General features: G+C 58.1%; 23 protein-coding genes and 2 pseudogenes. 7 read left to right on the top strand and 18 right to left on the bottom strand.

The genetic code is table 11. The features are described from left to right. Positions 1–249 (top strand): annotated as a pseudogene (locus tag BO74_RS18730) (hypothetical protein); the annotation flags it as partial. A gap of 104 nt (positions 250–353) precedes the next feature. Here BO74_RS18730 and BO74_RS18725 read toward each other — a convergent pair. From BO74_RS18725 to mltA, 3 genes are all read right to left on the bottom strand, one after another. Beyond that, complete coding sequence (locus BO74_RS18725) at positions 354–671, bottom strand: acyl-CoA carboxylase biotin carboxyl carrier protein subunit (protein WP_496444551.1); 318 nt, start codon at positions 669–671, stop codon at positions 354–356. 13 nt (positions 672–684) lie between these two features. After that, on the bottom strand, positions 685–2,220 hold the full coding sequence (locus BO74_RS18720; protein WP_496444555.1) for an acyl-CoA carboxylase subunit beta: 1,536 nt from the start codon (positions 2,218–2,220) through the stop codon (positions 685–687). Between the two features lie 377 nt (positions 2,221–2,597). Then, positions 2,598–3,824 (bottom strand): murein transglycosylase A, encoded by a 1,227-nt coding sequence (mltA, locus tag BO74_RS18715; protein WP_496444549.1) that lies wholly within the window; start codon positions 3,822–3,824, stop codon positions 2,598–2,600. 49 nt (positions 3,825–3,873) lie between these two features. Between mltA and BO74_RS18710 the strand changes: the two genes are divergently transcribed. Continuing rightward, complete coding sequence (locus BO74_RS18710) at positions 3,874–4,770, top strand: ATP-binding protein (RefSeq protein WP_496444547.1); 897 nt, start codon at positions 3,874–3,876, stop codon at positions 4,768–4,770. After that, the gene (locus tag BO74_RS18705; protein ID WP_496444546.1) at positions 4,767–5,711 is read left to right on the top strand and encodes a Nudix family hydrolase; all 945 of its coding nucleotides are present in this window, start codon (positions 4,767–4,769) and stop codon (positions 5,709–5,711) included. Before BO74_RS18710 ends, BO74_RS18705 begins: the two co-directional genes overlap by 4 nt. Before the next feature lie 6 nt (positions 5,712–5,717). Here BO74_RS18705 and BO74_RS18700 read toward each other — a convergent pair whose 3' ends face one another. The 15 genes and pseudogenes from BO74_RS18700 to BO74_RS18630 all read right to left on the bottom strand — a co-directional run bounded on the left by BO74_RS18700 (position 5,718) and on the right by BO74_RS18630 (position 17,480). Continuing rightward, positions 5,718–5,915: a DNA gyrase inhibitor YacG gene (locus BO74_RS18700; RefSeq protein WP_496444544.1), complete on the bottom strand. Its 198-nt coding sequence runs from the start codon at positions 5,913–5,915 to the stop codon at positions 5,718–5,720. A gap of 161 nt (positions 5,916–6,076) precedes the next feature. Continuing rightward, complete coding sequence (locus tag BO74_RS18695) at positions 6,077–6,544, bottom strand: terminase small subunit (protein WP_496444543.1); 468 nt, start codon at positions 6,542–6,544, stop codon at positions 6,077–6,079. Positions 6,545–6,641: 97 nt separating this feature from the next. Then, positions 6,642–6,842 (bottom strand): hypothetical protein, encoded by a 201-nt coding sequence (locus tag BO74_RS18690; RefSeq protein ID WP_496444541.1) that lies wholly within the window; start codon positions 6,840–6,842, stop codon positions 6,642–6,644. Positions 6,843–6,951: 109 nt separating this feature from the next. Beyond that, positions 6,952–7,539, bottom strand: a complete 588-nt coding sequence (locus BO74_RS18685; RefSeq protein WP_496444539.1) for a hypothetical protein — start codon at positions 7,537–7,539, stop codon at positions 6,952–6,954. A 147-nt stretch (positions 7,540–7,686) separates the two neighbouring features. Then, positions 7,687–7,977, bottom strand: a complete 291-nt coding sequence (locus tag BO74_RS18680; RefSeq protein ID WP_496444537.1) for a hypothetical protein — start codon at positions 7,975–7,977, stop codon at positions 7,687–7,689. Positions 7,978–7,981: 4 nt separating this feature from the next. After that, positions 7,982–10,408 (bottom strand): hypothetical protein, encoded by a 2,427-nt coding sequence (locus BO74_RS18675; RefSeq protein ID WP_496444535.1) that lies wholly within the window; start codon positions 10,406–10,408, stop codon positions 7,982–7,984. A 50-nt stretch (positions 10,409–10,458) separates the two neighbouring features. Then, on the bottom strand, positions 10,459–13,347 hold the full coding sequence (locus BO74_RS18670; RefSeq protein WP_496444533.1) for a DUF927 domain-containing protein: 2,889 nt from the start codon (positions 13,345–13,347) through the stop codon (positions 10,459–10,461). A 145-nt stretch (positions 13,348–13,492) separates the two neighbouring features. Then, positions 13,493–13,849, bottom strand: a pseudogene (locus BO74_RS18665) (JAB domain-containing protein); the annotation flags it as partial. 410 nt (positions 13,850–14,259) lie between these two features. Next, positions 14,260–14,565: a hypothetical protein gene (locus BO74_RS18660; protein WP_496444531.1), complete on the bottom strand. Its 306-nt coding sequence runs from the start codon at positions 14,563–14,565 to the stop codon at positions 14,260–14,262. Beyond that, complete coding sequence (locus BO74_RS18655; protein WP_496444529.1) at positions 14,562–14,807, bottom strand: hypothetical protein; 246 nt, start codon at positions 14,805–14,807, stop codon at positions 14,562–14,564. The genes BO74_RS18660 and BO74_RS18655 overlap by 4 nt, the downstream gene beginning before the upstream one ends. Further along, complete coding sequence (locus BO74_RS18650; protein ID WP_496444527.1) at positions 14,804–15,064, bottom strand: helix-turn-helix transcriptional regulator; 261 nt, start codon at positions 15,062–15,064, stop codon at positions 14,804–14,806. Before BO74_RS18650 ends, BO74_RS18655 begins: the two co-directional genes overlap by 4 nt. Positions 15,065–15,150: 86 nt before the next feature. Then, the gene (locus BO74_RS18645) at positions 15,151–15,753 is read right to left on the bottom strand and encodes a hypothetical protein (RefSeq protein WP_496444525.1); all 603 of its coding nucleotides are present in this window, start codon (positions 15,751–15,753) and stop codon (positions 15,151–15,153) included. 81 nt (positions 15,754–15,834) lie between these two features. Further along, positions 15,835–16,191, bottom strand: a complete 357-nt coding sequence (locus BO74_RS18640; RefSeq protein ID WP_496444523.1) for a helix-turn-helix domain-containing protein — start codon at positions 16,189–16,191, stop codon at positions 15,835–15,837. Next, positions 16,155–16,355 (bottom strand): excisionase family protein, encoded by a 201-nt coding sequence (gene xisR / locus BO74_RS18635; protein WP_496444553.1) that lies wholly within the window; start codon positions 16,353–16,355, stop codon positions 16,155–16,157. The genes BO74_RS18640 and xisR overlap by 37 nt, the downstream gene beginning before the upstream one ends. Before the next feature lie 522 nt (positions 16,356–16,877). Then, the gene (locus BO74_RS18630) at positions 16,878–17,480 is read right to left on the bottom strand and encodes a hypothetical protein (RefSeq protein ID WP_496444521.1); all 603 of its coding nucleotides are present in this window, start codon (positions 17,478–17,480) and stop codon (positions 16,878–16,880) included. Between the two features lie 49 nt (positions 17,481–17,529). Between BO74_RS18630 and BO74_RS18625 the strand changes: the two genes are divergently transcribed. From BO74_RS18625 to BO74_RS18610, 4 genes are read left to right on the top strand one after another with little or no spacing between them, the layout of a single operon-like run. Next, positions 17,530–17,973 (top strand): DUF6641 family protein, encoded by a 444-nt coding sequence (locus tag BO74_RS18625; RefSeq protein ID WP_496444519.1) that lies wholly within the window; start codon positions 17,530–17,532, stop codon positions 17,971–17,973. Positions 17,974–18,016: 43 nt separating this feature from the next. After that, positions 18,017–18,193, top strand: coding sequence for a hypothetical protein (locus BO74_RS18620; protein WP_496444517.1), 177 nt, complete (start codon positions 18,017–18,019; stop codon positions 18,191–18,193). Between the two features lie 14 nt (positions 18,194–18,207). Then, positions 18,208–18,483 carry a hypothetical protein gene (locus tag BO74_RS18615; RefSeq protein ID WP_496444515.1) on the top strand — a complete coding sequence of 92 codons (276 nt, stop codon included), beginning with the start codon at positions 18,208–18,210 and terminating at the stop codon, positions 18,481–18,483. 13 nt (positions 18,484–18,496) lie between these two features. Next, on the top strand, positions 18,497–18,790 hold the full coding sequence (locus BO74_RS18610) for a hypothetical protein (RefSeq protein WP_496444513.1): 294 nt from the start codon (positions 18,497–18,499) through the stop codon (positions 18,788–18,790). Positions 18,791–19,080 lie beyond the last annotated feature (290 nt).

The raw sequence follows: 19,080 nt of genomic DNA, 5'->3' as shown, positions 1-19,080 counted from the left end.
TTCTTCTGGTATCCGCCTCTCAAATCGAGAGTCATTGTGCGAACGATTGGTTTGCGGGCAATACAACTCAAGCACTGGAAGCGCGGCACGACAATGTATCGGGAATTAAAAGCCCTCGGTGCGCCGGAAGTTGTGGCGTGCAGGGTGGCTGGAAATGCACGTAGCTACTGGCGAAATGCCGATCGGCTACTGAAAACGGTACTGACCATTGCCTACTTTGATCGACTCGGAGTTCCTCGTCTCTCATGACCTCAACTTCTCGAACCGCCCGGTGCGGACCCGCATGCCGGGTGGTGTGGCAGGGGCGCAGCCTATAAGGGCTGCCCCCTATGCCGATTGGCGATCCGCGTTTTTCAGGCGATCTCGATCAGCACCTGACCCTTGGTCACCTTCTCCGCCGCGGCGACGTTGATCGCCTTGACGGTGCCGTCGACCGGCGCCTTGATGCGGTTGAGCATCTTCATCGCTTCGAGAATCATCAGCGTGTCGCCCTGCTTCACCGCCTGCCCGGCGCTGCAGCCGATCTCGGCGACGACGCCCGGGATCAGCGCCTTGATGACACGCGGGTCGTGCTTCTCGTACGGCTTGCGCTGCAGGAACTTCTTCGTCGCGCGCGCCTCGTAGGTGCCGCCTTCGAGGGCGATCTCGCAGAATTGTTGCTGTTCGCTCATGGTCGTCCTCCGCTCAGAACGGTGGCACGCCGTGCTTGCGCTCCGGCCGCGCTTCCTGCTTGTTGCGCGTCAGCTGCAGGGCATGCGCGACGTAGGCGCGGGTTTCCTCCGGCGTGATCACCGCATCGACGTAGCCGCTCGATGCCGCCACGTACGGGTTGGCGAACTTGTCGGTGTATTCCTTGACCTTCAGCTTGCGCATCTCGTCCGGGTTCTCGGCGGCCATGATCTCGCTGCGGAAGATGATGTTCGCCGCGCCCTCCGGGCCCATCACGGCGATTTCGGCGGTCGGCCAGGCGAAGACGAAGTCGGCGCGCAGGTGGTTCGAGCACATCGCGATGTAGCCGCCGCCGTAGGCCTTGCGCAGGATCACGGTGATCTTCGGCACGCTGGCTTCGCTGTAGGCGTACAGCACCTTGGCGCCGTGGCGGATGACGCCGGCGTGTTCCTGGTCGGAGCCCGGCAGGTAGCCCGGGATGTCCACCAGCGTCAGCAGCGGAATGTTGAACGCGTCGCAGAAGCGGATGAAGCGGGCGATCTTGTCGGAGGCGTCGATGTCCAGCACGCCGGCCAGATACAGCGCCTGGTTGCCGATGATGCCGACCGTCTCGCCGTTGATCCGGCCGAAACCAATGATCGCGTTCGGGGCGAACAGTTCCTGCACTTCGAAGAATTCGGAGTCGTCGACGATGGAGCGGACGATGTCGCGCACGTCGAACGGGATCTTCGAATCCTTCGGGATCAGCTCCTCGATCTTGTAGCTGGCCTTCGGGGCCTTCTGTTCGAGCAAGGCGGCCTTGTTGCGGCTGTTGTCCGGCAGGTAGCCGACCAGTTGGCGGATGCTGGCAAAGCACTCTTCCTCGCTGTTCGAGAAGAAGTGCGCGTTGCCGGCCGTTTCGGCCTGCACGCGGGCGCCGCCGAGGTCTTCCATCGAGATTTCCTCGCCGAGGACGGTCTTCACCACCTCCGGCCCGGTGATGAACATCTTGGAAATCTTGTCGACGACGAAGACGAAGTCGGTCAGCGCGGGCGAATACACGGCACCGCCGGCGCACGGCCCGAGGATGACGGAGATCTGCGGCACGACGCCGGACGCCAGCGTGTTGCGGTAGAAGATTTCGCCGTAGCCGGCCAGCGCGTTGACGCCTTCCTGGATGCGCGCGCCGCCCGAATCGTTGATGCCGATGATCGGCACGCCCATCTTGATCGCGTGGTCCATCACCTTGGTGATCTTGCGCGCGTGCATCAGGCCCAGCGAGCCGCCAGCAACGGTGAAGTCCTGCGCGTAGATGCACACCGGACGGCCGTTGATCGTACCCGAGCCGGTGACGACGCCGTCGGCGGCCAGTTCCTTGCCGTCCATGCCGAAATCCTGGCACTTGTGCTCGACGAACAAGTCGTACTCGTGGAACGAGCCTTCATCGAGCAATGCGGCGATGCGCTCACGGGCGGTCATCTTGCCGCCGGCTTTCTGTTTGCTGATGGCCTTTTCGCCACCACCTTGGGTTACGGTCGATTTCCTGGAGAAAAAATCAACGATGCGTTGCATGAACGACATGGAGGTACTCCCTTTTCTATGTCATGGACTATCACGGAATTGCATCGCGGCGCGTTGTCGGCATGCGCCGTCCCTTGTTCCGCGAGGAAAGCCGAATTTCGCTTGTTGTTTTCAGCCATCCCTCTGGAGCGGCGCGAGTGTAGCAGGATTGAAACATCCTGACGCTAACGTGCCGTCAAGATGCTATTGAAAACACAGGACATTTTTTTCAACTTCGGCGATCTTGAGCGCAACTTGCCGGCGTTTTGCCGGATTTTCCCGGGGTTTTCGCAGCATGAAGGCATTCAGCGTACTTCGCCGGAAAAAGCAGGCTTGATCTTCATTCAGAAAGAAATAGCGAGGGGGAAAGTCTGTCCGCAAGAAGATCGCTATTTTGGCGCTGCGTCTCGCGGCAGAAGCACCCACATCTGCCCGGACTGCTTCATTCGCCCTGCTTCTGCGCCGGCCTCCGGGCCAAATCCCCAGAAATAGTCGGCACGCACCACACCGCGTATCGCCCCGCCCGTGTCTTGTGCATGCATCAGTCGCACAAGCGGCTCGCTCGAATTCGGCCGCGTCGTCGCGAGAAATACCGGCGCCCCCAACGGGACATGGCGCACATCGACGGCAATGCTGCGTCCCGGGGTCAGCGGCACGCCGAGGGCACCTTGCGGCCCTTCTTCGCCGTTCCCCTTGAGCGGCATCTCGCGGAAAAACACGTAGCTGGGGTTGGTGTTGAGCAATTCGCCCAGGCGCGCCGGGTTGGCTCGCGCCCAGGCCTGGATGTTCTGCATCGAGACCTGCTCGATGGGAATCTCGCCCCGATCGGCGAGTACCCGTCCGATCGCCTTGTAGGGATGGCCATTCTGGTCGGCATAGCCGAGACGCACAAAGCGGCCGTCCGGCAGTTTCACGCGCCCCGAGCCCTGAATCTGCAGAAAGAACAGCTCGACCGCGTCATCCACCCAGAGCAGGACGCGTTCCGGGAACGCCTTTTCCAGGCCGCGTTCAGTGATCTCGGCACGCGAGTAATAGGGTACGACGCGGTTGCCGACCAGGCGGCCGCGCAAGCGCATGTTCTTGAGATCGGGCAGCACGTCCGACAAGTCGATGGTAAGCAGGTCGGGCGGTACGCCCAGTACTGGATAGGGATGCCTGGCACTCCGGGAGAGAGCACCGCGCAGCAATGGCTCGTAGTAGCCGGTCACCATGCCTTGGGTCGAGCCGTCCGGATTAGTCAGCAGGTAAGGCGCAAAGCGGCTTTCGAAGAACTGGCGGATGGCCCGCGCGTCCTTGCCCGGCAAACTGCGCGCCGCGTCGCAAACCGCTTGCCACTGCGGCCAGTGCGGCTTGCTGGTCATCCCCCGGCAGGATTGCAGGAACACCGGCCAGGCGGCCGCAAGGTCGTCGTCGCTCCACCCCGGCAGATCCTCCCAGCGGGCCGCTTGCAGCGGCTTGGCCGGCGGCGGCGCTTCAACGGCTGGTACGCCAGGGCAGACGGGGCAGACCGGGCAGGTGGCGACGACCGGTTCCTTCACGGTGGCGCAGGCGGAAAGCAGGATGCCGAGCAGAACGGTCAGTCCGCGCGGCAGGATTCTTGTTTGGCTTTTGGTCATGGTTTAGCTAGAGTTCGATGTTTCCTGATCTACCGAGTATACCGCCCCGATGAGCGACGCCCTTCCGCAACTTGCCACCTTTCTTGCCCGTGCCGAAAAGCTTCTGGAACGCATCGAACCGCTGCTGCCGCCCGCCTCGCCGGTTCCCGATTGGAGTACGGCGATCGCCTTCCGCTGGCGCAAGCGCGGCTCCACCAGTTACCTGCAGGCCGTTCCGCGTCCAGCCCCTATCCGTCTGCAGGATCTGCAGGACATCGATGACCAGAAGGCGCGAATCGACGCCAACACCCGCCAGTTCGTTACCGGCCAGCCGGCCAACAACGTATTGCTGACCGGCGCGCGTGGCTCGGGCAAATCGTCGCTGATCAAGGCATTGCTCAACGAGTATGCCGCTGACGGCTTGCGGATCATCGAGGTGGAAAAACACGATCTCGTCGATCTGCCCGACATCGTCGACCTGGTCGAGAATCGGCCGGAACGCTTCATCATTTTCTGTGACGATCTATCCTTCGACGCCGGCGATGCCACCTTCAAGGCGCTGAAAGTCGTCCTCGACGGCTCGATCGCTGCCGCCCCGGACAACGTGCTGATCTACGCGACCTCGAACCGCCGCCACCTGATGCCCGAGTATTTCGAGGAGAACCTGGAAACGCACCGGGTCGGTGAGGAGATTCACCCCGGCGAAGCCATCGAGGAAAAGGTCTCGCTCTCCGAACGTTTCGGCCTGTGGCTATCGTTCTATCCGTTCGACCAGGACGCTTATCTGAACATCGTCGCCCACTGGCTGCATACCTTGGGTTGCGAGGACGCCGAAATTGAACGCGCCGAGCGCGACGCGCTGAACTGGGCGTTGCAACGCGGCTCGCGCAGCGGACGGGTCGCCTGGCAATTTGCCAAGGACTGGGCGGGCGCACGCAACAAGGTCAGAACAGGGCGCGGCAGATGAGCCGGACGGTCGAGGTATCTGCCGCCATCCTGTTGCGGGAAACGGAAAACGGCAAGGAATATCTGCTGGCCCGGCGCCCGCCGGACAAGGTCTATGCCGGCTACTGGGAGTTTCCCGGCGGCAAGCTGGAAGCCGGCGAGTCGTTTCATGATGCCCTCGTCCGCGAACTGCGCGAGGAACTGGAGATCGACATCCTGCAGGCCGATCCGTGGCTCTGTCGCGAATTCACCTACCCGCATGCCCACGTCCGCCTGAAGTTTTTCCGCGTCACGGAATGGCGGGGCGACGTTCATCCGCACGAACACACCGGCGCCGTCTGGACCTACCTTGGCGAGGCGCCGCAGGTCGAACCGGTTCTGCCGGCCAATGGCCCGATCCTGCGCGCCCTGGCCCTGCCCGACGTTTATGCCATCACCCATGCCGAGGCGAACGGCATCGACAGCGAACTTGCGCGAGTCGACCGGGCTCTGGAAAACGGCATTCGGTTGCTGCAGGTCCGCGACAAGTCGCTCCCGGCGGGAGAACGGCAACGGTTCGCAGAAGGGGTCATGGCCCGCGCCCGCGCGTTCGATGATTGCCACGTCCTGATCAACGATGATGAACGGCTCGCTCTGGCGGTCGGTGCGGATGGCGTGCATCTGTCATCGCATGCGCTTGGTTCGCTGGTCCGCCGTCCCGACGTCGAATGGGTTGCGGCGTCCTGTCATGCCGCGGACGATCTCCAGCGTGCCACCGACCTCGGTGTGGATTTCGTCGTCCTGAGCCCGGTCCTGCCGACGGCCAGTCATCCGGACGCTTCCGGGATGGGGTGGGAACGCTTCGGCAGGTTCGTCGAGCGCCTGACCATCCCGGCTTATGCCCTGGGCGGAATGCAACACAGCTTCCTGCACAGCGCGCAAAAGTACGGCGCACACGGCATCGCCATGTTGCGCGGCTGGTAACACGGACTATTCGGGTTTGTGCGGTTCGGCGAGCGGATCGACCGATTCTTCCTGTACCGGAACGCGGTAACTTTCGGAAGCCCAGGCGCCGAGATCGATCAGCTTGCAGCGCTCGGAGCAGAATGGCCGGTACTTGTTTTCCGGGCTCCACAGCGATTCGCCGCCGCATTGCGGGCAGCGCACTTTCTTTTCCTTGGCCGGCATCACAAGTCAGAACATAATCTTGAAAAATGGCTGTAGGCCAACATCTGCAAGGCGCATATCTATCAGAATCCTTTCTAGCTACTCACGTAGCTACTCAAAAAGTTATCCACAGGCAAAAACAAGGTGAATTATGCACGTTTTTCGATTCTGCTCTCGCCTTGCTACAGCTTACCAGTTGATGTGTTCTCGCTCGGCCAGCGAGACAACTTCACCAAGAAGCCATCGAACGATGCGGCGAGCAGTTCCTCGATCTCCTTGATCGGCTTACCGGGCACCTCGTGCGCCAAGCGGGCCGGCTCATTGCGCCAGATCTCGCGGGCGGCAACCATCGCCGCGCGGAGCTTCGGCTCGAGCTGATCAGCCGGGATCAGGACCCGCCGCCGTTCCGCGTTCTCCATTTCAATCTTGTCGGCCTGCACCCTGGCCAGGCGATCTTGCGGCCGCTCGCTCATCACCTTGCCAACTTCGCGATCGATACGCCACTTGATACAGGCCAGGGTGTCGTACTCCGATGGCTTCCCTGGCGAACCGCGGGAAGCGATCGGAAGTCCATGATCATGCCATTCGTGTATCGTTTTGATTGATACCCCAAAGACATTGGCAATAGCTTCACGCCCCCTAACAATCATAGATAAGTACCTCCTACGCACTAACAAAACTAGAAAAAATCCGGGGTCCCTTGGCGCCGTAGTGGAAAGCCCCAGGAAGGACCCGTGCTTGTGAAGGCTAGTCACTAACTAAAGGATCAGGACTTAATGGAGACGAGCCTCCATGTGCTGTATTCCTTCCCCGTGTAGCAGGCCCACGAGGCAAGCGATGGTCACGAACAGACGACAGGCCGTTTCCGTTCTCGACCCATTCGTTGTACCCATCTTCATCAATTAGGATCTTCCCGTCCGGAGCTCTTCGCCAAACACGGCCTTCCATCCATACCCCTTTCTGTATCTTGCTTCGGATAGCGTGCTCACTGTAGCCAGTGTCATCAGCATGCTTTCGAATAGTCTGGTATCGCGCCACAGAGAATTCCCCTTTTAGACTACCGCCAGTCCGATGGATACCAGCGCTCGAAGCTCTTGCACTCCGGTGGCGCTATCCATATCCGTTCCGTTCCTCGCCCGTGTTCCAGGATCAAGTAGCCCATATCACAGGCCCAATGAAATTGAACACGCTCGCTGCCGATCGCTTCATGCCTCGTGACCAGACGCCTGCACTTCGTACAGTCCGAGCCCGACAACTGGGCAGGAAGACAGAGAACGTGCCAAGGCTTCAATCCATCCCGCATACAGACTTTGTTCCAATAACGCACTTGCTCTGATGGCGCCATGCTTTCCAGATCGAACAGCAGCGCCGCCCGTTCCTCGTTGGCTATCTGCTTGAGGCGTGACCATGCCATCACCAGCAGAACCGCCGCAGGGTGGGCCGGGTGGATTCGTTGCTGATCTTCGCATTTGTCTGCGCGAAGGTCTTGCGGCTCCACCGCCGCACCACCCGCCCTGCGCTCTTCTTCCCCCCCTTCGTTACCTCTTCCTTGTTTTTTTCGTGGGACAGTTGGGCCACTAGGTAAGAAATCGGCTGAAAGCCTTGCCGTTACTGGCTTAAAGCTGTCCCACTCGGGGTGGGACACTAGCCCGTTTTCGTGGGACAGGGTGGGACACTTTGTCCCACTTGCCGTGGTTTCTGTCTGGTTTTCGGAGGGTTGCGCGCTGTCCGATGCGTTTATTAGGCTGTCCCAATCAAGCATCATCGCCCTCGCTTGAGAAACTGGTTCTCATCAACGCTGAAGCGCCTCGTACAGCTCGATATAAGCCTTGACGAGCTCCAATATCAACCTGTCGTTTGATTCCCGAAAGAAGGCCGTCACTCTGTCGATGTTGGCGCGCTCGTTCTCATCGATGTTTAGATCGAGCCGACGCTTGATCTCATTGGCCCACATCCCGCGAATCCGTTCGTAGACAAAGAGGGTAATTTCTTCATCAACGATGTTCTCGCGGAGTATCCGCTGTAAATCGGTTAGGCCTCTAGCCTCCCTGGAAGGGAATAGCAATATCTTTTCGTCACTCATGGTTTTAATACCGAGAGTTTCTTGTGAGATTGGCGTTTCTAACGGCTCTTTTCAGCGAAGCAGACACACCATCGTAGTTGTCCAGCAGCAGCTTTTTGATTCCGGCCCGGTCGTGGTACGCGGCATTGAAGTTAAGGTTGATGGTTGGTTGTGTCGCACCGCCTCCATTCATCAGCATTTCACGCATCGGATTTGCCAACTCGGACGGCAGCACCATTTCCTCTTCGTGTAGCTGCGTAATCGGGTTCAACCCTTTTGGAATAGTGAATCCCTTTGACGCCGATTTGATATTAGATCGGGCGCCGAGAACCATCCCGAGCGTTGCGGCGAAGGCGGCCGCGGCGAGAATCGGGCCGAGATACGGGATGCTGGCAACGGAATCGGCAGCACCTGCGGCAGCAGAGGCGCCTTTATTGCCGACTTCTGTCATAGCTTGCGCGCCAGTGATGCCGATACTTTTTGACGCCGTGACGGCCTTGGCTGAGACTTCTTCCTGCATGAAGCCGAGCGAGATGGCTTTTTCCTTGGACAACCAGCCCTGTGAAACCGCAAATTCAGCCGCTTTGCCGGCAATCCAGTTCTTCAGCAGGGCACCAACAACGTTTTTCCCGAACCAGCCGACCAACTCGGTGCCGATGGCTTTCAAGGCGTTTCGCCAGCGCAATGTTCCGTTCATCATCGCCTGAACGCCCTTATCCCACAGGCTACTGAATGACTGCCCAAGGCTTGACCAGACCTGCGTTGCCTTCTTCGCCTCGACCTTCTGGACTTGCAGATACTTTCCGGTAAGTTGGTTCTTCTTTACCTGGTACTGCTGTTCGAGTTCGAGCAGTTGATTCTTGATGCGCGCCATTTCGACCGGGTTAAGTTCCGGGTCAGCATCATAGAGAGCGAGCTTATCCTGTAGCGCCTGGCGCTTGATGGCATAGCGTTTTAGCTCGAATCCCTGTTCTTGTGCGAGCGCCTGTGTCTGGGTGATTTGTTCGGCAGCCAGAAGCCCGTCCATCGCCGCCTGTTCGGCATCGACCCGTGCGAGTGCCAGGGCTTCGGCAGAGCGGGTGGATTCGGCGTCGAGCGCCTGCACCTGTTGCGCTTCCTGCTTCCTGACCTCGACGGCCAGCGTCGAGACCTTGCGCTCGACGGCAAGGCGGTCATTCGCCGAGAGCGTGGCGAAGTTGAGGATGCTTTCCCAGTAGGCCAGTTCCTGCGCCTTTGAATAGTCGCGCAGGGCGTTCTCCTGCGAGAAGGCCTCCTTCTTCTTGGCAAGCAGTGCCTCGTAATAGGACATCTCGCTTTTGTCGGTTTCCTTTTTCGGTTTGTTGTCATTTCCGAGGAACGTTGATATGGATTTGCGGGTTGGCGCAATACTTCTGGAAGCTGCGGGCATCCAGGAATCCCGGTACTCATTGCCCACGGCCGCGCGCCGCTGCATGATGTTTTCGAGGTATTTTTGCTGCGCCTCAATCGTGGCGATTTGCTTGTCGACGATGGCCAGGTCTTCGGGTGAGAAAAACCGGTTCAGCTTCGCGCCAACACTATCGCTCGCCAAGGCCACGCGTTGTTCTCGTAGCGTTTTGAGTTTTTCTACATTGCGCAGATAAGCCGCTGTCGGGTTGGCTTCATCATCCCCGGTCGTGGTCCCCCAAACCTTGAGCCCACTCCAAAACGATCCTGCGGCTTCGCGCGCGTCCCGAAATTTGGCAATCAACTCGTTCAGGCGCGTAATCAGCGGATTGGCAATCGTGACCGCCAAACCATCCGCAGACGCCTTGAGTTCCTGCAAGTTGTCATTGAGCTTGTCAGCTTCCTCGGCGCTTTCCCTGGTCACCCCGGAGAGCTCGCGGCCCTTATCGGTCATTTCGCCGATAGCCCGCCCTCCTTCGAGCAGCAAGGGAATAACCTGCTGATACGACTCCCCCAGGGCGCGCTCGGCGATCGCATTACGAGTCTGCACATCCTCAACGGATTTCAGGATGTCCGCCAACTGCTTGAAGGCCTCAATCGGCTCCCGTGCGGTAATGCCGAGCTGGCGGAACTTGCCGGGGTCTTTTCCCATTTCCGACGACAGTTTATTGATGGACTTGGCAACGGAGTCCAGATCGGCACCGGAGAGCTTTGCGGCATGAGAAAGACCGGAGAGGTCTTCGACTGAAACGCCGGCTGTTTTCGCCAGATCGTTCAACTTGTCCTGTGCGTCTGCGGCCGAGATGACCAACTGAATCAGCCCGGCCCCCACCGCACCGCCCATGAGAAGCCCGCCCACGCGAACAAAACTTTCCTGCAACACGCCAAGCGAGCCGGCGAGCTGATTGATTGACCCTGTGCCGCTCTTTCCAAATCCTTCAAGGGCCGCTTTCGCTTCCATCATGGATTTCTTCAGCGGTGAAACTTCTCCATCGAGAATAATTGTTGCGCGGTTGTCGTCAGACATGGCCAGATCTCCAAAAAGATGAAACGCGTTAAACAGCCAAAAGCAATTTCTCAAACATCATCAGATTCAAACAATGCCGGCAGGATATGCACCACTCGTGGCCGGCCTTCGCCGGGAATACTCTGCTTCACCTGCCAAGGGCGGTTTGCTTCAGTTCCTTTCTCGGCGTATCCCTTGGAGAGCAGCAAACGCCCTACCGCGCCCGCGTCGTATCCAGTACAGACGCGCGCACGGAACGCTTCGACAGAGATGAAGTAATGCACCTCGTCCTTGGTGTCGTCGCTCTTCCGCCAGCCCGCCCGATCGGACTTGACCGGCGCCCGGTTGTCCGTGATGTTCGAGCGATCGATATCGGAGAATGCCGATTCCCCGTAGCGCCGAAGAAATTCCCGTACCTTGGTGAACATCGCCCGCTCTTCCTGGTTGCCTTCGCCGCCCCGGTTCGCCAGCCAGGCCGAGAAACACGCGCCGGCCGCCTTCATGGCCTCGCCCGGTTCCCAGCCGGTTATCTGCCAATCGGAGGCGATCTCGCCCGCCGCACCGACCAACGCAAACCGTCCGGCCACTCTCCGGGCCTGTCCGCTGGCGTCGTCGCTCAGGTAATGCCGCTCGAAAGTCTTTTGTGCCTGGTGCAAGGTGTTCGTAATCGTGGCGGCATCCTCTTCCACCAGCCGCTTGATAAACGCCGGCCAGGCGCAGCCGTAGTGCTTGCGTGTCGCCTGGTCGAGTGCCTTGGCGAAATCGGCACCGTTGCTGCATTCGTGTAGGTTCTCGAACAGCCCGAGCCCCGCACCGGCATCGGCGGGAATCTCCGCCAGACGCAATTCCTGACCAGCTCGCGTCTGCTTTCCGGCTTCGGCCATGTGCGTGGCCAGCCCGATCTCGCCGGCCGAGAGGAACAGCAAGCGCCAGTCAGCCCGCGCCCGCATACCGCCCGTTCTGCCCGCCCGCGTCTTGCCCGATCCATTGGCCAGCATATAGGCCACCTCGCCGGCCGCCTTCGGGTCGAGCTGGGCCAATTCGTCGAGCAACAATGGTGCGTCGTTATGCTGCAAACAGAGGGCTTCAAGCCCGTTATCCGTTGCGCGCCATCTCTGCATGTATTCCGGCGCACCGCACGAGCTGGCGGCCACGCGCAGCGCCGTTGTTTTGCCGTCTGACGATCCGCTCCGCAGGTGAAAACCGCCCGACTCGGCGCCAGCCAAGAGCAGCAACACGGAGGCAAAGGTCATCGAAGTACAGAACACCAGCCGTGAATTACCGATACAGAGCCGGCCCACTTCGGTTTTCCAGCCGTCCAGGGTGCCTTTCCGCTTGAACGTGTTGGCGGCCGGCGATTCACTCTCGAATATCCATTTTTCCCCACCCCGGCCAAAGGCAGTATCCGGCAGGACGAAGGCGGGGCCCTCGTCGCCATCATGCCAGCCGGTCTTGTTGGTCACGCGGGCGCGGCCTTGCGGGCTGGCCGTTTGCAGGTATTCCAAGAGCAGCGGCCGGCCCTTCGGGGCGATCGATAACCCGCGATCGAGCAAGAGCGCCGTTGCTTCCAGTCCTTCCCCGTTGAAAGCGCGTGCCGGGATGATTTCCCTATGTGGCTTTCCATCCGGATCTTCAAACGACACCAGCAGCCCCCAGCCACAGTTATTCGGGTCCCGTATCCGCGCCAAGATATCGAGCGAGGTGCAGATCCAGCGCGGCGCGCATTCCACGCCATCGCGGTTCACGTCGACAAACCACAGGCCGCGATGATCGAGGCGGAAACCCCGTTTTGGTGTGGGCGGGGCAGTTAATATGCTTTTATCATTCTGGCTTGGCGACCTTTCCGAATCCGTAATCTCGTCGCCATCGATGGGCGCGAGAAAGTCACCGGAGGTGACCAGCAAGGCAACATGCGTCGCCGTCCAACCACGGGCGATCAAATCGGCCGCATCGTCACCCTCGGCCAGCGGATCACCGGCCGCGAGTATCGGCACATCGTCAGCCATGCTTGCCGACTTCGCCAAGGCGTCGAGATTCACCGCCAACACATTGTCTGCCCCGACCTCGGCCAATCGCTTGGCGGCCTTATGCATGGCCTTCCGGCCGGGTCCGTCGGCATCCGGCCAGAGCCACACCACGCGGCCCGCCATGGGTGACCAATCGGCCTTTTCCACGGCTTGCGCACCGCCCGCCCAGGTCATCACCACCGCATCCGGCAACAGCATCGCGGCCGCATCGCGGGCTTTCTCGCCCTCGGTGACGACGACCACCGCGCCCGGTGATGCCGCCAAGCGATCGAGCCCCAGCAGCGGGCGCGGCTCGCTCGGGGCTTTCCACTTCCAGACCAGCCGGCCGGAGTCCATGCGCCACAGTGACAGCGGGGCAAACTGCTTGCGCTCGCCGGCCGGCTCATAGCGGTCATGGTAGAAGCAGACCACGCCGTCCGGGTCGACATAGGCCCAACGGCCAGCCGGCTGGCCGTGCCGGGGGTGCGTCGTCGGGGCGGGCGGGGCATCGGCCGGAATCGGCATCACGCACACGCCGTCATCGGCACGCGCTGACGCCTTCGGCGGGGCGCTGGCGGGCTTTTGCGGGGCGGGCGAGGCGTCTGTATTGCCCGCCCGCTTGCCGCTGCTTCTGGTGCGTTTCTGGCGTTCGGGCATATCGACGCCCAATTGCTGGCCCAGTCGCTCCGCCGCGTCACCGTTGGAGCAATCCCAGATGTACGCTGCCAGGCTGACCAGATCGCCGCCTTTGTCGCCGGTTGCGCCTTCCATCCATGCGCCCTTGTCGCGGTTGATCGTCAGCGATCCGGGCGCGTGGTCATCACGCTTGGGATTGAGCGGCAGGTATTCCCGGCCGGCGTTCTTGCCACCGGACAGGCCCAGCGAATCCATAACGGTATCGAAGCGGGCCAGGGCGGCCGAAGCTACCGGCTTGAAAAAGTCGTTATTGCCCATCGCCAGCGCCTTTTGCCACGCGAGGTTTCGCCGCGCCACTGGCTTTTGTTGTGGTGCCCTTTTTACTGGTTCTGCGCTTTTTTAGTGGTGCAGCTTCAGCATCGCTTTTCACACAACAACGATCTCCGAACGGACGAATCTGAGTCTCGGCAAGTGACAGGGGCATTCCAGCCCCACCGACGATGAAATGATCAAGCACGCGCACATCGACCAGCGCCAGCGAATTCTTAAGTATTGTTGTCAGCGAAATATCAGCCCCGGAAGGCTCAAACGCACCGGATGGGTGATTGTGAGCAAAGATCACCGCCGCCGCGTTATGCCGAAGTGCTGCTTTGACTACCTCACGAGGATAGACAGAGGTTTCCATGAGTGTTCCGAAGAACATTCGCTCCGCGTCGATCAATCTGTGTTGCGCATCGAGCCACAAGCACGCAAACACCTCGCGCTCTTCAAATGCAAGGTCAAGCTGGAGATAGTCCCGAACGGCCCTTGGGTTCGTGAATTGAACCGGGTTCGCGGTCATGACTTTTTTGACAAGATCGAGTGCGCGATAGATGGTTTTGGACTCCATCGCACTCAGGCAGGATGCGTACGTGCGCGTTGCGCCGCGTCCGCTGGCCAGAACGGCCGATGATGTTTTAGGCACAAAGCCTCCTTACGTTTTCGAGATTGAGAACCACCCGAAAAGGGGTGGGGGTGCTCTCAACGCACGTAAGCGCGTCCGGGTCCTTGCGGATACCCGACACCCCCAAAGACCGGGCAAGACGTGCGGATGCACGGCTCACGGAATGAGGGGCGTAAAAAATCCGGCCTTGCAGCGAATTTGCCGGGGTGCTGCTTACGTTTTTGAGAGAGCGGTCATTGTCAGGCCGGCAGGACGGGCGGGTCAAGGGGTTCATCGTCGCCGCTACGTCAGAACAACGTTCCGGGGCGCGTGAGCAAGCCGACTCCGCCCGCGCACGGTGCGATATGCAGGCAACCGTTTTCCCAGGGCGTGAGGGTCCAATCAGCGCCCGCCCAGCGAAAACACTGCTGATAGCCTCGCCCATGCTGCAACAACATGAACGCAGCCGCTGCATGCATCAGCGCCGCCGCTGGCCGTCGCAGCTCAGCCGGCAGTTTCGCCAGGTCGAAACGTGCGCGCGGCTTGAAGTGTTGGGGGATCGCTGCGAGACAACAGGCCGTCAGCGCAGCATTCAAGCATTCGGCGTTCGTCATTTCGGCACCACCGCTACACGATGCTCGGCCAGAGCATCTGCGATCCGGCCCAGTTCAACGGCGGTCTGAAACTGCGCGTCGGCGATCACCAGCGCGGCCAGAAGCTGGCCGTGCGAGGTTGCGATTTGCTGCTTCACGACTGTCCGGCATCGATCCGGCAGGGCGTACAAATCGACCCCGAACACTTCATCGGCAATGACGGCCAGTGCGTTCGAAAGATCGTGGTCTACACCGGTACTCACGCTGCAACCGCCTTTCCGGCAACAGCATGGCGATTAATGCGCTCGCTGATCCAGGCGTCGACATCATTTTGGGGAACAGCGGAGGCGCGCTCTGTTACCTTGATAATCCGCAGGCCGTCACGCTTGGCTATTCGGTAAAACTGGGAGACGCTGACGCCCATTCGATGAGCGGCCACGGGGATTTTTTCGAGGGTTGAGACGGTTGCCGTGGCGGGTTGCCCTTGGGCGGGCTGACACGTCTTGATGTTGCTGTTCATTGCAGGACTCTCCGTATTGGGGAGTCCAAAGAATATTCAGGCTAGAGCCGCCAAATAAGTGATAAAAATTCGCTTACGAATTATTGTCACCCCTCGCAAAGATAGGAAAGACCTTCCGCTGTCGGCGTCCCTTCGAACGTCGAGTTCATTCTTATCCGCCCGTATTTTGCCCGCTGCCACCCCCACAAACATAACCACCCGTAGCCATCCGCAGTCAGGGAAAATTGGCCGTCCTCGTTGTTCTGAAGTCTGAGATCAGATGCCCTCTCAAGGATTAACGAGGCTGGCATTTGTGGTTCATATCTTGGGGAATAGATTAGTGCATCACCGAAATCACCTTTAGCCAGGTACTCATTTGCGACTTTCTCGCACCGAATCAGCTGACGAACTACGTTATCCGGCTGTTCGCGATTGCCGAGTGAAAGCACATCTGCGGTCCTGATCCTCGCAGCATTTCGCCCTTCTTGGTAATGCTCTTTAGCCATCAGCGCATGCAGCAATCTTGCAAGGTGATTTGCAATTTTTTGCGGGGCTCCGCGCGTTTTACGTTCTGCCTTTTCAAATAGAAACGCAGGAAGGCGTCCTCTTACTGGGCCGATGACTCCCGCGTGTTGTGAAGAAAGAATGCCGCCAAAATCACCCGTATCCGAATCGATAACGGCTTTAATCTGTAGATCATGACGATCCATTACCGCACCCCTTACGTGCGCCCCTTGAATGATTCGCATGGGTCAGGCCGGCAAGGGATTCCGGCTTTTCGGCCGCTAAACCTAGACCCCGCGAAATTCGCTACTTCTCTCGCTTTTTTTTGCCCGCTTTCCACTATCGCTCTTTTTGGTGGGACTCAACAGGGAAAAAAGCTCTTCATCGGTAACTGGATAACGCCGTCTATCAAGAGCGCTTTCAGTAAAAGTGCGCGGCTCCACAAAAGACGAGGTAGGAGCGGTTTTATATGACTTTCGCAACCACTCCACAAGATCGACGTCGACAAACACCCAGCACTTGCCCGGCTTGGCGCCAGGAATCTCCCCGGCAGCTGCACGGCGCTGTAATGTGTCCGGATGAATCCGAAGAAACTGAGCAGCCTCGATTAGATTGAACGTCTGCACGATCCACTCTCGATCCATTGCACGTACCCCTTGATGCTGACGAACACCCCACCATCGGGAGACCTTCTATATTCGCGCCCCTCGATCCATTTACCATCCTCGATCTTTCTACGGATCGCCTTTTCTGTTAGTCCAGTAATCTTTGCTGCAAGGTGGACGGTGACGTAAGGAGCAGGTGTCACCAGTGGTTCTAGCTCGTTCACGTTTGCACTCTCCTGTATCGACTTGGGTCTATAACCACGCTCAAAACGCCCCCTGATGCTTGCGGCAAGCGGGACAAGCTTTCGCGCCAAAAATCACCTTTTCAGCAACTCACCAGCCTGATCCGGCCCGCCCGCTACGTTTCTCAGGACGGCGCGGGACATCGCATCCAGCCCAAAGTGTCCCAGCCTGTCCCACGAAAAAGGGCCAGTGTCCCACCCTGATTGGGACAGGTAAAACCCAGTAACGGCAAGCCTTGTAGACGATTTTCGCCCTAGTGTCCCAACTGTCCCAAGAAAAAAACAAGGAAGAGGTAATATCTTGTTTTCTATCTGCTCAGCTTTCCGCATATTGCCTTCTGTCTCTTTGGTCATCTGTTTATTTTTTCAACGTCTACTATCTGTCTCTCATCAATCAGCCAAAGCTTCGCTAATTGAAGCGTTCATACGCTCTATCGTTTCCTGCCACAGCAATAGACCTTTTAGTCAGTAATGCTGCTTCTGTCAGTTGCGCACATTCTCCCAATCAATCACATCGCAACTAAGCCTGCCCAACTCCTTCACCATATAACCCATCCAGCCCGTCGTCGTCAGTCGCTGTATATCCACCTGCTCATTGCCAAACCCCGTCTGCTGCCACACTGTCCTAATCAGTCCGCTAATATGCGTATCGCTTAGTCTTTCAGGTAAATTGCCAATTACGCAGTGATAGTGAAAATTTTTTCCAGTAATCCCGCCTTCAAGTGCGCTCACAATTCGTATGCTCTTGCCACCACGCCTCGCCTTCGCTGCGTTTCCATATAACGACACATTCAGCCTGTTCAAAAAATGCCGCATATTCCGCGATGCGTTATATGCCGTAAGCTTTTCAAAAGTGTCGCCGCGTTCTGTCGCCAGCTTGCGCGTCTGTTTCATCGTCAGCGTCAATGCGTGCGTATAACTGTCCTTCTGCGCACACAGCCAATCCAGCGTCGCCTGCCGTAATCTGTAGTTTTCATCAGTCATACAGCTATTTAGCGAAAACCAATGAAAACCAAAAAAAACCAAATCAAATAAATACTGTAGTTGCCGCGTAAATACCTGAAATCCAACAGTTGCGAATGTCATATTCAGGCAGTAAGCTAATGAAACTATGACATACAACTGGAGATAGAAAATGAGCTTACTGGCGAAACTGAAATTGGTTGAGGCAAAAAAGACGACGCAGATTTCAGCAACAGCACTGCGGCGCAATAAGGTGGTGGCGCGCTTGGCAGAACAGATTGAACTGGCTAAAGCGAAATTGGATGGACGGACTTATAGCGTGACGCGGCAGCGACGCGTGACGGACGAACAGACGGGAGAAAAACGAACAATTGAGACAGCAAAGCGGATGCGCGAATGGTGGTGGGTGGCAGCAGATGGGAAAAAAATGAACATCGTGCTGAAATATGGTGCGAAGGTTATTGAAATTGCGAAGGGCAAGACGGCAATTGAAATTGCGGGGCAGCAGGAATTGGTGGCAACACTGGAACTGCTGAAGAAGGCAGTAGAGAGCGGTGAGCTGGACGCGCAGATTGAGGCAACGGCTGGGGCGGTAAGAGCAGGATTTGGTAAATAGACAAATTGGCTAACGGCTGGCAAAATACAATAAGGGGAAGCTTATGAAGATAACTGAGATAATTGGGCAGGGGCTGGACGCTGAAAAGACGGCGGCAGATACTTTGAAGCGTAATGCTAAGCAAGCGCAGCAGGTGGCTAAGACGGCGCAGGCACGATTGAAGGTGAAGCAGGCACAGCAACAGCTGACGAAGGCAACACAGGCAACGAACACGAAATAAGTTGGAAGAACGAGATGGCAGATTGGAACAGAAAGCGACTGCTGAATATTGAGGACGCTGTCTGGCGCTGTATGCGCGAAGGCAATTTGGAAGCGCAGCAGGTGGAGGAGCTTTCAAAAGTTTATGACTTAGCAAGAACTAAGGGGCGTTCCATTGTCATCGTTGAAGATGCGATATTGAAAGTGCGTGTAGCGCTTTGCGAGGTATGCGAAAAAGAAAAGCTGTATCACTGCGAGCAACGGGTGCTGTATTGCGAGAACTGCGAATTTTTCAAGCAGAACAGCGTTTGAAAGATGGCAATAGATGAGAATTAAAGAACGCTGCTATTGGATAAGCGCTGGCAATGGCAAAGGACTATTGGCAACGGAACATATGATTGCGATGGTGGCGCAGGAGGTGAAAGACTTTCTGGCAGATATTGATAGCGAGGCGCGGATCGTAATAGACGACTGGAAAACAGACAACACGACGCAGAAAATAACGGCGGGCAAGCTGCGTGTTCTGGCAGATATTATGAGCGACAGCGTGGTTGATGGCAGCGTGCGGCTAAGTGCGCACGGCTTGAAGATGGAAGCGGAAAAGGTTGAAGAGGTTTGAGAGGTAATGGAGCTATTATGCTAATAGCATATTTCCTGCCTGTCATAGAGATAATCGATTACACACTTTGATACACACTGAAATAACCTGTTGATATTACATGGATAAGTTTATAATTATCTTCTCTTAATCCGTTTGTCGTAAGTTCGATCCTTACACGCCCTACCAGAATTTAAGCGGCTTCCAGTAATGGAAGCCGTTTTCCTTTGTGCGCCCGGCACGGGCGCACTCCTGCGGGTGCAAGTCCCGCCGTAAGTTGATCACAGCGAACGAAGTGAAGCGCAACTGCG

It is taken from the genome of Propionivibrio pelophilus DSM 12018, from assembly GCF_059569095.1.
This window is presented reverse-complemented; position numbering and strand designations above follow the sequence as displayed.